10 protein-coding genes and 1 tRNA gene are annotated in these 12,775 nt (G+C 67.8%); 3 read left to right on the top strand and 8 right to left on the bottom strand.

From position 1 onward, the window contains the following. Positions 1–190 precede the first annotated feature (190 nt). Together ACFZA2_RS11670 and ACFZA2_RS11675 are read left to right on the top strand one after the other, a co-directional pair. Positions 191–2,206 carry an ATP-binding protein gene (locus ACFZA2_RS11670; protein WP_391404743.1) on the top strand — a complete coding sequence of 672 codons (2,016 nt, stop codon included), beginning with the start codon at positions 191–193 and terminating at the stop codon, positions 2,204–2,206. Between the two features lie 31 nt (positions 2,207–2,237). Then, the gene (locus ACFZA2_RS11675) at positions 2,238–3,398 is read left to right on the top strand and encodes a DNA cytosine methyltransferase (RefSeq protein WP_391404746.1); all 1,161 of its coding nucleotides are present in this window, start codon (positions 2,238–2,240) and stop codon (positions 3,396–3,398) included. 56 nt (positions 3,399–3,454) lie between these two features. Here the strand turns inward: ACFZA2_RS11675 and ACFZA2_RS11680 are convergent, their stop codons facing one another. The 5 genes from ACFZA2_RS11680 to ACFZA2_RS11700 form a co-directional block, all read right to left on the bottom strand. Beyond that, positions 3,455–5,116, bottom strand: coding sequence for a hypothetical protein (locus ACFZA2_RS11680; protein ID WP_391404749.1), 1,662 nt, complete (start codon positions 5,114–5,116; stop codon positions 3,455–3,457). Positions 5,117–5,187: 71 nt separating this feature from the next. Further along, positions 5,188–5,508 carry a helix-turn-helix domain-containing protein gene (locus ACFZA2_RS11685; protein WP_391404752.1) on the bottom strand — a complete coding sequence of 107 codons (321 nt, stop codon included), beginning with the start codon at positions 5,506–5,508 and terminating at the stop codon, positions 5,188–5,190. 70 nt (positions 5,509–5,578) lie between these two features. Then, a tRNA-Gln gene (locus ACFZA2_RS11690) sits at positions 5,579–5,650 on the bottom strand. Positions 5,651–5,750: 100 nt separating this feature from the next. Continuing rightward, positions 5,751–7,259, bottom strand: coding sequence for a glutamate--tRNA ligase (gene gltX, locus ACFZA2_RS11695; RefSeq protein ID WP_391404755.1), 1,509 nt, complete (start codon positions 7,257–7,259; stop codon positions 5,751–5,753). Positions 7,260–7,269: 10 nt separating this feature from the next. Further along, entirely contained in the window at positions 7,270–8,220 is a 951-nt protein-coding gene (locus ACFZA2_RS11700; RefSeq protein ID WP_391404758.1) for a LysR family transcriptional regulator, read from the bottom strand. An 80-nt stretch (positions 8,221–8,300) separates the two neighbouring features. Here ACFZA2_RS11700 and ACFZA2_RS11705 point away from each other — a divergent pair, with 80 nt between their 5' ends. Next, positions 8,301–9,389 (top strand): aminotransferase class V-fold PLP-dependent enzyme, encoded by a 1,089-nt coding sequence (locus ACFZA2_RS11705; protein ID WP_391404761.1) that lies wholly within the window; start codon positions 8,301–8,303, stop codon positions 9,387–9,389. 69 nt (positions 9,390–9,458) lie between these two features. Here the strand turns inward: ACFZA2_RS11705 and ACFZA2_RS11710 are convergent, their stop codons facing one another. The 3 genes from ACFZA2_RS11710 to ACFZA2_RS11720 form a co-directional block, all read right to left on the bottom strand. Next, positions 9,459–10,700, bottom strand: coding sequence for an MFS transporter (locus ACFZA2_RS11710; RefSeq protein WP_391404764.1), 1,242 nt, complete (start codon positions 10,698–10,700; stop codon positions 9,459–9,461). Next, positions 10,693–11,460, bottom strand: coding sequence for a fumarylacetoacetate hydrolase family protein (locus ACFZA2_RS11715; RefSeq protein ID WP_391404767.1), 768 nt, complete (start codon positions 11,458–11,460; stop codon positions 10,693–10,695). Before ACFZA2_RS11715 ends, ACFZA2_RS11710 begins: the two co-directional genes overlap by 8 nt. Before the next feature lie 176 nt (positions 11,461–11,636). After that, positions 11,637–12,743, bottom strand: coding sequence for a branched-chain amino acid aminotransferase (locus ACFZA2_RS11720; RefSeq protein WP_363392004.1), 1,107 nt, complete (start codon positions 12,741–12,743; stop codon positions 11,637–11,639). Between the last annotated feature and the right edge of the window lie 32 nt (positions 12,744–12,775).

Consider the following 12,775-nt stretch of genomic DNA (forward strand, 5'->3'; position numbering starts at 1 on the left):
CTGACCCCGCCGAGGGCTGCAGTCGGAGCGACCCGGGAGGTAAGGCGCGGGCGTCGTCGCCCACACCATCCAGAGTAGAGGGCCGGCACCAGTGTGGAGCGGGGCGGACAGGGCATGTCGCCGGTGGGCGGTACCATGACGAAGCATGCTGGGGGAACGAAGCACGACCCGCGCAGACGACGTGTCGCGCGTGGTCGAGCTGCCCCCTGAGAAGGGCGTGCTGACAGCGATCGGCCGTGATCACACCCTCACCACAGCGCTCGCGGACCTCATCGACAACAGTATCGACGCCCATGCGGACACGGTCACGATCCGTATGGTGACGACCGACTCGCTACTGCACACCGTTCGAGTGCGGGACAACGGCGACGGGATGTCCGGCGATGAGCTTCAGCTCGCGATGCGTCTCGGTGAACGCAGAGAGTACGCCGCCACCGACCACGGTCATTTCGGGATGGGTTTGAAGGCCGCTTCCCTCAGTCAATCGAGAACACTGACCGTGTTCACATTGGGCGAAGGTGACGTACCGCGCGCGATACGCATCGGACGGCAAGGCTTCCACGGCGAGGTGCTGACGGACCAGGCGGCATGGAACGGGTTCGAGGACGACCCCGGATCGCTCGACAGCACCGGAACGGTCGTCGAGTGGAGCGGCGTGGAGAACGTGTCCCGGGCGTCGAGTCCGACCGAACGGCAGATGTGGCTCGAACGGCTCGTGGGTTCGCTGCGCACCGAACTCGGGCTCACGTTCCACCGGCTCTTGTCCTCTGGTCGTCTGCGGATCGGTGTGGAGGTGTTCGACGATGCCGTCGCACTCGTCGGCGTGCGACGGAATGTGGAACCGGTCGATCCGTTCGGCTTCCAGACATCGGGCCACGCCGACTACCCGGTCTCTGTGACCGGGGTGACGGACGACGGATGTGAGCTCATAGCGGCCCTGAACATACTTCCGCCGAACTCGAAGTCGGCCTCGGCCGAGTTGCTCGGGCGTCCTCGGCGGGAATGGCAGGGCTTCTACATCTACCGGAACGATCGTCTCCTCCACGCCGCGGGATGGTTGGAGCAGGCCCACTCCGATCGCCGACTCCAACTCGCGCGCGTAGCAATCGACCTCACCCCCGCCCTCGAGACCCACCTCCGCATCAACCACGAGAAGCACGGCGTGAGGCCTCTCGAGGGATTCGGACTCGCCCTCCAACGGGCACGATCGACCAACGGGATCGGCTTCGAACGGTTCCTCGAGGATGCGCGAGACACGTTCCAACGCGCGAACAAGCGAAGGACCGGCATCAAGCCCCTCATCCCGATGAGCGAAGGACTCTCCGAGAGCCTGACGGAGAACGTTCGAGAGCGCATCGGCGAGCGCGAAGACGTCCAGCCCATCGCGATGCGATGGCGTCAGCTCGAAGAGGGACGGGTGTTCCTCTTCGACCCGGACGCCCGCACGATCTGGCTGAACGACGGCTACCGGACCGCGATCGGCGGTGTCACCGGTGACGCGCCGCTGCTGAAGACGTTGACCTACCTCCTGCTCCAGGACCGCTTCGCCAGCAAGCATGTGAGAAGAGGCACGAAGGAGGAGATCGAAGCCTGGCAGTCCGTCCTGATGGACGCTCTGCTCGAGCAGATCGGTGCGGACGGCTACAGAAGCACCCCATCAGTGGATGACGATGCCTCGCCGTCACCGCTTCGCGGACTCGACAAAGTCGGGCATCTCACCCCCGCCGCATCGGATGGTGTCCCCGTCTCGGCAGAGCCAGGCGATTACGCCGTACCGGCGGTCCTGCCGGAACAAGTCGACGAGACAACGGAGAGCTCTCCCGAAGTCACGAGAGCTGACCCTTCGGTCATCGCGGAGCTCTACAGCAAGGGTGCGACGATCGCCGAGACAGCGCAGCAACTCGCCGTGGATGGCCGCGCGGTCGCCCGTGTCCTGTGTCTGCACGTACTCGGTCTGGACGAGCCGCTGGATGACGAGTCCCTGTCTCCTCGGCACGGTTTGGTCTACACGCCCGGGGAACGGGACCGGATAGTCGCCGCGTACCGATCAGGAACCCCGATCGTGCGGATCGCTCAGGACACGGGCAGAACACCGCTCGCTGTGGCCTGGCAGCTCCTCGACCACCCGAGCCGACCCGTCCTCGTCAAACGGTCTCTGATCCGGCGTCTGCGCCGCGCCACGCCGGATGGAGACCATGATGTCTGAGGCCCGGGTCGAGCCGGCTAAACTCACTAAGATGAGCACCCCTCTGGCGTATGATGCCGCCGTTTCGAATGGCGACACCACCGTGCCCGAGAACGCCCCGAGCGAAGGCGCGATCCGCGTGCTCGATCTGTTCGCCGGCGCGGGAGGACTCACGGCTGGGTTCCATCAGGCGTCCACACGGTTCCGTTCGGTTCGAGCGGTCGAGTGGGACCTGGCTGCCGCAGCCTCGTACGAGGCCACATTCGGCGAAGGCATCGTATACGCGGGTTCGATCCAGGACTGGCTCGCGACAGGCGAGTCACCGGAGATCGATGTGATCGTCGGCGGTCCTCCGTGCCAAGGGTTCTCCACACTGGGCAAACGCGAGATTGAGGACGAACGCAACCACTTGTGGCGCGAGTACGCCACTACGATCGTTCGCACGCAGCCCAAGTACTTCATCGTCGAGAACGTCGCCGAATTCGCACGGTCACCACAATTCCAGCGATTCAAGCGGGCAACATACGGCCAGGGGAAACTGCGCGACTACAGCTTCCGCCACGCAATCTTCAACTCCGCAGACTTCGGCGCCCCCCAAGCGCGCAAACGCGCCGTCCTGATCGGCTACAGACGCGACCTGGGCTTTCCCGGATTCCCCACGCCCAGCCACAGTGCCTCACCGGAGACGGACGGCAAGCTCCCGTACCGAACCGTCGCCGATGCCCTGGCAGGCGTTCCCCTCGTGCCGGACCGGGACGATGAGTTCGACACCTACAGGACGACATTCTCGGGCAAGACCTTCGCCGGCTCGTTCCATCCGCGACAGTTGCATTGGAGCCGCAACTACGCCGACATCTCCCGCCGGCGGTTCGCCGCGATCCCTGAGGGCGGGAACCGCTTCAACCTGCCAGAAGACCTATTGGCACCGTGCTGGGTAAACCATAAGACGGGATCGGCGGATGTCATGGGACGGCTGCGTTGGGAGCGACCCTCCGTGACGATCAGGACCGAGTTCTTCAAGCCCGAGAAGGGCCGGTACCTCCATCCGACGGAGGACCGGGCGATCACCCACTACGAGGCGGCTCTGTTGCAGGGCTTCCCCGCTGATCACCGCTTTGTCGGCTCACGCACAGCCATAGCCCGCCAAATCGGTAACGCCGTTCCCATTGCGCTGGGAGCCGCCGTAGCTGACGTTCTTGCGCACGCGCTCTGAGTGTCTTCCTCGAGGACCGTGTCGGCTGCAGCGGGAATCTGACTGTGCCTTATGACTCAAGAATCAGCTCCGAAGTCGTTGTCCTGCGGTCCTATCCCTTCTCGGCGTTCTGAGCGCTGACGGTAGGAAGTGCCCTGCTGAAGGACTTCCCGAGTCATCGCGACCTCACGAGCACGTCTTGAGAACGAGTCGGCGGAAAGATCACCCTCGAGGATGGCCTGGTAGTTCTCGTAGTGCTTCGCGGTGCGAGCGTGGACATCGCCCCAAGTGAGCAGCTCGATGTCGGTGCGCCGTTGCCAGGTTTCGAGCGTGGTCGGTGTCATGGCGTAGTGCTTGCCCGTGATGAAGGCTCCCCGAACATCGGAGCGAGCTTGTCCGAGCTTGTTGACGTAGCGCTCGAGTTGCTGAAGGTCCTCGAGTGTTGCGGGGTGTTCGCTTCGCTTGATTTCGATCACCACGGTTTGACCGTCTCCCGAGAGAGCGAGGAAGTCGTACCTTGTGTCATCCCGCGCGGGCGAATCCTCAGCTCCCCACTCGCGGAGCTGCTTGCTGATCGTTGTCTCCTCCGACAGGACCTGCCAGTCTGGATTGAGAAGCCATGGGTATCGAGCCACGAGGTCATGCATGTTGTCTTGACCGGTGATATGCGCCGTCTCTGCGGCGTTGTTCACGATCATCCCGAAGAACTTCTGAACGATTTCGATTCGTCCCTTGATCACCTCGAGGAGGGCGCGACTTTCAAGCATGCGCCACCCATGAATGTACGAGACGGCTTTTGCGAACTGTTCGGGGTCTTCCGAAGCGTCATCGAGCTCAGAAATGTAGTCGTGGAACTGGCGGTACTCGAACGCTTGGATGATCGTGTCGGCGAGGGGAAGGATCTTCTCCGGAGGCGTATCGGAGCTTCCGAGGGAGTGTATGAACTTCTTCGCCTTGTCCCGCGACGGCTTATCGAGTTGGCTCAGGCGAAGGGCGAGTGCCTCGTCGCTCAGCACCGCTTTCTCAGCTTGCTCCCCTCGGGCTTTGGTTCGCTCGCGGAGGAGTCGACGTGTGAGTGCTTCTCCCCACGCCTTGAAGGCGACCGTGCTCTCGTCATCCCAGTCGATCTCTTGACGATCCGTGGAGATGCGATCCGAGTCGTCATCCACTCCCTCGTCGAGGAAGTCGGCTTCGATGACACCGGTGAGGTACTTCGTACCGTGCTGTCCGCTTGCGGTGCCCTCGACCCCGAAGAAGTATGGCGGAGCCTGCGCGGTCTTGCCGTTCACAAGAACCGTGAAGCCTTGAAGCTCAGTGGCCAGAACCGTGGACGAAAACCCTGCCCACCAGGTGACCTTATTGCCGTCGTCGAGGGTGACCTCCTGCTCGCCACTGATCGGCTCACGAAGGGTGAGGCTCAAAGTGGGCTGGCGGAGATTTTCGCCGTTGATCGCGATACGCATCTTGCCGACAACGGTTCTGCTGAATCTACGAGCGAGCGCTTGATGGAGACCTACGACATCAGGAGGAGTCTTGTGCTTCAGTGCCTTCATCGAAATCCGCGTACCGCTGCTATACGGCAGATCCGATGGTACGTCGCCGACCGTTCCCAAGAGTTCGAGTTTCTTGCTCTGACCCCCCTCAGCTTTCAGCTTCTTGCCGTCCAGGTCGACCGAAGTCGCGACACCGTCGCGCCAAGTAAGAATGCTCGATGCCGGCGTCGTCGCGTGCCCGCGCACGGGCACGGTAGGTGCCGTTCGCGAGCCTCGTGATCTGCACGGTTCCGACCTCGCCCGCGCCGATCCGAGGCTTAGCCATGACGGCGCTCCCGGATCCAGGCGAGCAGCTCGTCGCGGTCATAGCGGATGTGCCGGCCGAGCTTCACATACGGCGGCCCGGAGCGGGTCAGCCGCCAATCCTCGACTGTCCGCAGCGGCAGCCGCAGCATGTCGGCGACCTCACGCGCCGTGAGGAACACCGGCACCGTGGCGTGCGAGTCATCCATGACCGGCAGGTACGCGACGCGCTCCCGTGCCGGCCGGGAACGTCCGGCACTCCCCCGCACATCCCGGCGGAGAATCGCCAGATCAGCGGGTGTTTGCGGGTTTCTGGTCACCAATGTGGTCACCATGCCCGAAACGGGGCGAAGAAGAGGGTGGACGAGTGGGCTGTTTAGCCGCGGAATCTCGCCGAAGCTATTGCTGGGGTACCTGGACTCGAACCAAGAACAACGGAACCAGAAACCGCCGTGTTGCCAATTACACCATACCCCAAGGCGCTGAGCCGGAACTCGTGCCGAGGATCAAGCTTACGTGAGAGCCGCTCCCCTGCCAAATCCCGCCCCGCCCGCGCGCGTCGCGCCGACGAGGACGCTCAGCCCAGGTGCTGCACCAGAGCGTTCAGGCGCCGGAGCGTCTCGTCCTTCCCGAGCAGCTCCATCGACTCGAACAGCGGCGGCGACACCCGCCGGCCCGTCAGGGCGACGCGCGGCGGACCGTAGGCCACGCGCGGCTTGAGCCCCAGTTCGTCGACGAGCGCCGTCGACAGCGCCGCCTGCACACCGGCGGCGGTGAAGTCGTCGACGCCCTCGAGGGCGCGGGCGGATGCCGTGAGCACCTCCGCCGCGTTCGCGGGAAGACCCTTCAGCGCGTCCTCGGCGTACGACACGTCGGAGACGAAGAGGAAGCCGAGCATGCCCGGGACCTCGCCGAGCAGCTGCACGCGCTCCTGCACGAGGGGAGCTGCGGCGGCGATGATGGCGCGGTGCTCCTCCGACGGCTCCTCCGCGACATACCCCGCGTCCGCGAGGTAGGGGACGATCCGCGCGGCGAAGTCGTCGGCATCCAGCATGCGGATGTGGTCGCCGTTGATCGCCTCGGCCTTCTTCTGGTCGAAGCGCGCGGGGTTCGGGTTGACGTCCGCGATGTCGAAGGCGGCGATCATCTCGTCGAGCGAGAAGACGTCTCGATCACTCGCGAGCGACCAGCCCAGCAACGAGAGGTAGTTGAGCAGGCCCTCGTGGATGAAGCCCTTCTCGCGCTGCAGGAACAGATCGGCCTGCGGGTCGCGCTTCGACAGCTTCTTGTTGCCCGTCTCGCCCAGCACGAGGGGCATGTGGCCGAAGCGCGGGATGAACGTCGTGACCCCGGCATCCACCAGGGCCGCGTACAGCGCGAGCTGGCGCGCCGTCGACGGCATGAGGTCTTCACCGCGGATGACGTGGGTGATGCCCATGAGCGCGTCGTCGACCGGGTTCACGAACGGGTAAAGAGGCACACCACCGGCGCGCACGAGCACGAAGTCGGGGAACGACCCCGCCGGGAACGTCACCTCGCCGCGGATGAGGTCGACGTAGCTGAGGTCGTGATCGGGGACGCGCAGACGCCACGCGGGCTGACGCCCCTCGGCGCGGAAGGCCGCACGCTGCTCGTCGGTCAGGTCGCGGTCGAAGTTGTCGTAGCCGAGCTGCTTCGCGCGGCCGTTGGCCTCGTTACGGGCGTCGATCTCCTCCGCCGTCGAGTAGCTCTCGTACACCGCGCCGGCCGCGACGAGCTTGTCGAGCACCTCGCGATAGATCTCGTGACGCTGCGACTGCCGGTACGGCGCGTGCGGGCCGCCGACCTCGACGCCCTCGTCCCAGTCGATGTTCATCCACCGCAGCGCGTCGAGGAGCTGCCGGTAGCTCTCCTCGCTGTCGCGCGCGGCGTCGGTGTCTTCGATACGGAAGACCAGCTTGCCGCCGTTGTGCCGGGCGTAGGCCCAGTTGAACAGGACGGTGCGGATGAGACCGACGTGGGGCAGGCCCGTCGGGGACGGGCAGAAGCGGACGCGAACGTCGGCGCCGGTGGCGGTCGTGGTGCGGGGATCGGGCGTGGCAGACATCCCCTCGATCCTACCGGCGGGCGTTACCGGGCCGATGGTCGGCCAGCACCTCCGCCACGACCTCGAGGGCCGCACCGACCGCGGGGACGCTCTCGGCGCCGCGGGCGGTGACGACGTGCAGGGTGCGCGCCTCGGCGACGGGCAGGCGCGGTACGGCGATCCCGGCGGGGAGGGGAAGGGATGCCACCGCCATGCGCGGGAGGATGGCCATGCCGACGCCGAGCGCGACGAGGTTCTCGACGGCGATGTAGTTGTCGGTCTCGAACGCGATGTCGGGGGTGAACCCCGCCCGCCCGCACGCCTCGAGCAGGTGCCCGCGGCACTGGGGGCAGCCCGCGATCCATCGCTCCCCCGCGAGCTGCGAGAGGTCGATCGGGTCGTCGGTGGCGGCCGGGTGCTCGGCGGGGACGACCACGACGGTGTCGTCGTCGCCGAGACGGCGCACCGAGAGCCCGGCGGCGGCCTGGGCGAGCTGCTCCCGGCGGTCGCCGGGGTAGCTGTAGATGAGCGCGATGTCGGCGCGATCCTCGCGCACCGCCGAGATGGCCTCGGGCGGCTCCGCCTCGACGAAGCTGATCGAGACGCCGGGGCGGCGGGCCGTGACCGCGGCGATGACGCGGGGCACGACGGTCGACGAGGCGGAGGGGAACGCCGCGATCCGTACGCGTCCGGCGCGCAGCCCCCTCAGCTCCGCGAGGTCGCCCGCGGCGGCATCGAGGGCGGTCGTCACCGTGGCCGCGTGCCGGGCGAGCACCCAGCCGGCCTCGGTGAGGCGCACCCCACGCCCGACGCGCTCGACGATGGGCATGCCCGCGCGCTGCTCGAGGCGCCGCAACTGCTGACTGACCGCGGGCTGGCTGTAGCCGAGGGCACGCGCCGCGGCGGTGATCGATCCGGTGTCGGCGATCGCTTTGACGACCCGCAGGCCGTGGGCGTCGAGGCCCTCGTCGATGTCGCTCATCCGAACACATAAGCAGGATGAATGCTTCTCATGCAACACCTGCCCTAGTGCAATAGGCGCCGACGGACGAATCTGGTTCCATGAGCAGCCTCGCCTCGCACTTCGCCGGCGGCCGCGACTACCTCGCCGCCTGCACCCTCGGCCTTCCGTCGCGCGAGACGGTGCGCGCCGTCCGCGCGGATCTCGACGCCGCGGCATCCGGTCGCCCCGACGTCGTCGCGGCCTCGCAGGCAGTGGAGGACGCCCGCGCGTCGTACGCCCGCCTCGTGAGCGCGCCGCGGGGCGACGTCGCGATCGGCTCGCAGACGTCGGTGCAGGTCGCGCTCATCGCCGCCTCGGTCCCCGACGGCGCCGAGGTGCTCTGCGCCGAGGGCGATTTCTCCTCGCTCGTCGCGCCCTTCGCCCACGCGGGTCGAGGCATCCGGTTGCGTACCGCTCCCCTCTCGGAGCTCGCGGCCGCTGTATCCGCCGACACCTGGCTCGTGGCCTTCTCGCTCGTTCAGTCGGCCACCGGCGACGTGGCGGATGCCGTGGGCATCGCCGCCGCCGCCGCACGCGCGGGTGCGCGGACGCTCTGCGACCTCACGCAGGCCGCCGGGTGGCTGCCCGTCGACGCGACGATGTTCGACGCGACCGTGTGCCACGCCTACAAGTGGCTGTGCTGCCCCCGCGGCGTCTCGTTCCTCACCATCTCACCCGCGCTCGCCCACGAGATCCGATCGGTGCAGGCCGGCTGGTACTCCGGCGACGACCCGTGGTCGTCGTGTTACGGAACGGGCGGCGTGCTCGCCCCCGACGCGCGCCGCTTCGACGTCTCGCCGGCGTGGCAGGCCTTCGTCGGCGCCGCTCCCGCCCTGGCTCTGTTCGCCGATGCCGACATCACCGCGACGTACGCGCACACCACGGGCCTCGCCGCGCGCTTCCGCGACGGCCTGGGCCTGGCTCACCCCGAGCGCCCCTCGGCCATCGTCACCTGGCCGGATGCCACCGGCGAAGCCCTCGCGCAGCTCACCGCCCACGGCATCACAGCGTCGGGTCGCGCGGGTCGCGCCCGGGTGGCCTTCCACGTCTTCAACGACGAGCGCGACGTCGACCGCGCCCTGCACGCGCTCGGCGTGCGCGGGATCGAGAACCTCTCGGCCTTCGACGGCCTGGTCTACGCGATCTGACCCACTCCCCCGCGTGAGATGCCGAGAATTGTCGCTCGGTGGGGCCCGAAAGCGACGATTCTCGGCGACTCACGCGCGGGTGCGGAGCGCCACGACGGCCGTGATGCAGACCACGGTCACCGGAACGAGCGCCCAGAGCGCGAGACCGCCGTACCCGACGAGGCCGAGGATCACGCCCGCGAGTACGGAGCCCGCAGCCGCGCACGCCGTCATCAGCGTGTCGCTGCGTCCCTGACGACGCGGCCGCAGCGCCACCGGCGTCGCCTCGGTGAGCAGGGCGGAGCCGGCCACCGTCGCCGCGCTCCATCCGAGGCCGAGCAGCACCAGCGCCACCAGGACGCCGGCCTGGGAGCCACCGAAAGCCGACGCGGTGGCGAGCGAGGCCGCGAGCAACACCTGCCCGAGCACGATGACGGGGATCCGCCCCCGGCGATCGGCCAGGATGCCGAACACCGGCGACAGCCCGTACATCCCGAACACGTGGAGGGCGATCGTCACGCCGACGGCCAGGGTGACGGCGTCCGGGGCGACGATGTGGGACAGATGCACGGGCGTCATCGCCATGACCGACGCCATCGTCACATGCGAGGCGGCGACCGCGAGCATCGCGAAGCGCGCGAGCGCGGGACGGTCGGCCTGCGGCACGGCGGGGGCGGATGCCGTGCTCTCACGATCGAGGCGTTGGGCGAGCAGCAGCGGATCCGGGCGCAGGACGAGCACGTAGAGCGCGAAGGCGCACGCCTGGGCCGCGAACGAGAAGAGGTACGCCCCGGTCAGGCGCGGCATCCCGATGCTCGCCCCGAGGAGTTCGCCGGGAGCGAGCAGGAGCGGACCGACCACTCCACCGACCGTGGTCGCCCAGACGACCGTGGCGAGGTCGCGGCCCCGCCGGGCGGTGGGCGCGAGGTCGGTCGCGGCGAAACGCGACTGCAGGGTCGCGGCGTTGCCGGCTCCGATCAACGCGATCCCCACGAGCAGCAGGGGGAAGGCGCGCGACGCCGCCGCGGCGATGACCACCGCGATGCCCGTCAGCGCGGCGATGTTGCCGGTGGTCAGCGCGAGGCGCCTCCCCCGGCGCGCGGCGAGACGCGCGAGAGGGATCGCCGTCAACGCGGCCCCCAGCGTCACCGAGGCAGTCGCGAAGCCCGACAGCGCCTCCTGGCCCGACAGGTCGGCGGCGAGGAGGGCGCCGAGCGAGAGCGTCGCCCCGAAGGCCACGCCGGTGAGCACCTGCCCCGCCGCGAGCACGCGCACCGTACGGCGCTGCGTGGCGACGAGATCGACACCCGCCGGCGCGGCGGTGTCAGGCATCGCGGGCGGTGTTGCGCAGCACCCCGATGCCGCCGATCTCGACCTCGACGACGTCGCCCGCACCGAAGGAGCCGATCCCGGCCGGCGTTCCGGTCAGGATCAGGTCGCCCGGAAGCAGTGTGAACACCGCGGAGGCGTAGGCGACGAGGGTCGGGATGTCGTGGATCATGTCGGAGACCGGGCCGTCCTGACGGACCTCGCCGTTCACGCGGGTCACGATCGTGGCCGATGAGACGTCGAGGTCGGTCTCGATGACCGGGCCGACGGGGCAGAAGGTGTCGAACCCCTTCGCGCGCGACCACTGGCCGTCGCTGCGCTGCAGATCGCGCGCGGTGACGTCGTTGGCGACGGTGTAGCCGAAGATGTACTCCCCCGCCCGCTCGGCCGGGACGTTCTTGGCGATACGGCCGATGACGACGGCGAGTTCGCCCTCGTAGTCGGTCTGCGAGCTGAGGGCCGTCGGGCGCACGATGACGTCGTTCGGGCCGATGACGGAGGTGTTCGGCTTGAGGAACATCAGGGGCTCGGCAGGCGCCTCACCCCCCATCTCAGCGGCGTGGTCGTGATAGTTCTTACCGATGCACACGACCTTCGAGCGCGGGATGACGGGCGCCAGCAGCGTCACGTCGGAGAGGGGGATGCGCTCACCCGTGGTGTCGAACCCGGCGAACATGGGGTCGCCCTCGAGCACGACGACGTGGTCGTCGTCGACGATGCCGTAGCGAAGGGCGTCCTGGTGGCTGAATCGAGCGATCTTCACCGGGCCAGCCTATCCGCGGGGTCCGACACCGCCATCCGCTTCCCGGTCCCTTCGACACGCTCAGGGACCTCGGTTCCGTAAGAGTCATGACGTCAGGGGCTGAGCCTGTCGAAGCCCCGGTGCACGCGACGAAGGGGCCCCCGGCATCCGGGAACCCCTCCATCCGACGACGCGGATCAGGCGTCGAGGCGGTACAACCAGCCGTGCTTGTCTTCGGCGCGGCCGTACTGGATGTTCGTCAATTCCTCGCGCAGTTCGAGGGCGAGCGTGCCCGAGGGCTGCTCGTCGATGAAGTCGCGTCCCTTGAGGATGCCGATCGGCGTGACGACCGCGGCAGTGCCGCACGCGAACACCTCGACGATGTCACCGGATGCCACACCCTCGCGCCACTCGGTCAGCGAGACGTTGCGTCCCTCGACGTGGTGGCCGCGGTCGCGCGCGAGCTGCAGAAGCGAGTCGCGCGTGATGCCCTCGAGGATCGAGTCGGACTGCGGAGTGACGATCGTGCCGTCCTTGTAGACGAAGACGACGTTCATGCCGCCGAGCTCTTCGACATTGCGATCCTGGTCGAGGAAGACGACCTGGTCGCACTCGTTCTCGTAGGCCTCGGACTGGGGAAGGAGGCTCGCGGCGTAGTTGCCGCCGGTCTTGGCCGCCCCCGTGCCGCCCTTGCCGGCGCGCGAGTAATCCTCGCTGAGCCAGATCGAGACCGGCTGGACGCCGCCCTTGAAGTAGGCACCGGCCGGACTGGCGATCAGGTAGTACGCGACCTTGTGGGCGGGGCGCACCCCGAGGAACGCCTCCTTCGCGAACATGAAGGGCCGCAGGTAGAGGCTCTGGTCTTCGCCGGAGGGCACCCAGGCGCCGTCGACGGCGATGAGCTCGCGCAGCGACTGGAGGAAGTAGGGAACCGGCAGTTCGGGCAGGGCGAGACGGCGGGCCGAGCGCTGCAGCCGTCGCCCGTTCTGATCGGGCCGGAAGGTGTGGACCGATCCATCGGCGTGACGGTAGGCCTTGATGCCCTCGAAGATCTCCTGGCCGTAGTGCAGCACGGCGGCCGCGGGGTCGAGCGAGATCGGGCCGTACGGGGACACTCGGGGGCGGTGCCAGCCGCCGCGGACCGACCAGCAGATGTCGACCATGTGGTCGGTGAAGCTCTGCCCGAAGCCGGGGCTGGCGAGGATCGCGTCGCGGTCGGCGGTGCTCTTGGCCGCGAGGTTGCGCGTGACGGAGAACTCGAGCGGGTCGAGTCCGGTGTCGGGGTCGGTGTCGATCGTGGTCATCTTGATCCAAAACTCTTCGTATGCCGAGGGGC

It is taken from the genome of Microbacterium sp. NPDC007973 (assembly GCF_042958465.1).
Taxonomy (GTDB): domain Bacteria; phylum Actinomycetota; class Actinomycetes; order Actinomycetales; family Microbacteriaceae; genus Microbacterium; species Microbacterium galbum.

Coding starts and splice junctions, on each gene's coding strand:
- ACFZA2_RS11675 (WP_391404746.1), top strand. CDS start 2,238: ATGAGCACCCCTCTGGCGTATGATGCCGCCGTTTCGAATGGCGACACC.
- ACFZA2_RS11685 (WP_391404752.1), bottom strand. CDS start 5,508: ATGGTGACCACATTGGTGACCAGAAACCCGCAAACACCCGCTGATCTG.
- gltX (WP_391404755.1), bottom strand. CDS start 7,259: ATGTCTGCCACGCCCGATCCCCGCACCACGACCGCCACCGGCGCCGAC.
- ACFZA2_RS11700 (WP_391404758.1), bottom strand. CDS start 8,220: ATGAGCGACATCGACGAGGGCCTCGACGCCCACGGCCTGCGGGTCGTC.
- ACFZA2_RS11705 (WP_391404761.1), top strand. CDS start 8,301: ATGAGCAGCCTCGCCTCGCACTTCGCCGGCGGCCGCGACTACCTCGCC.
- ACFZA2_RS11710 (WP_391404764.1), bottom strand. CDS start 10,700: ATGCCTGACACCGCCGCGCCGGCGGGTGTCGATCTCGTCGCCACGCAG.
- ACFZA2_RS11720 (WP_363392004.1), bottom strand. CDS start 12,743: ATGACCACGATCGACACCGACCCCGACACCGGACTCGACCCGCTCGAG.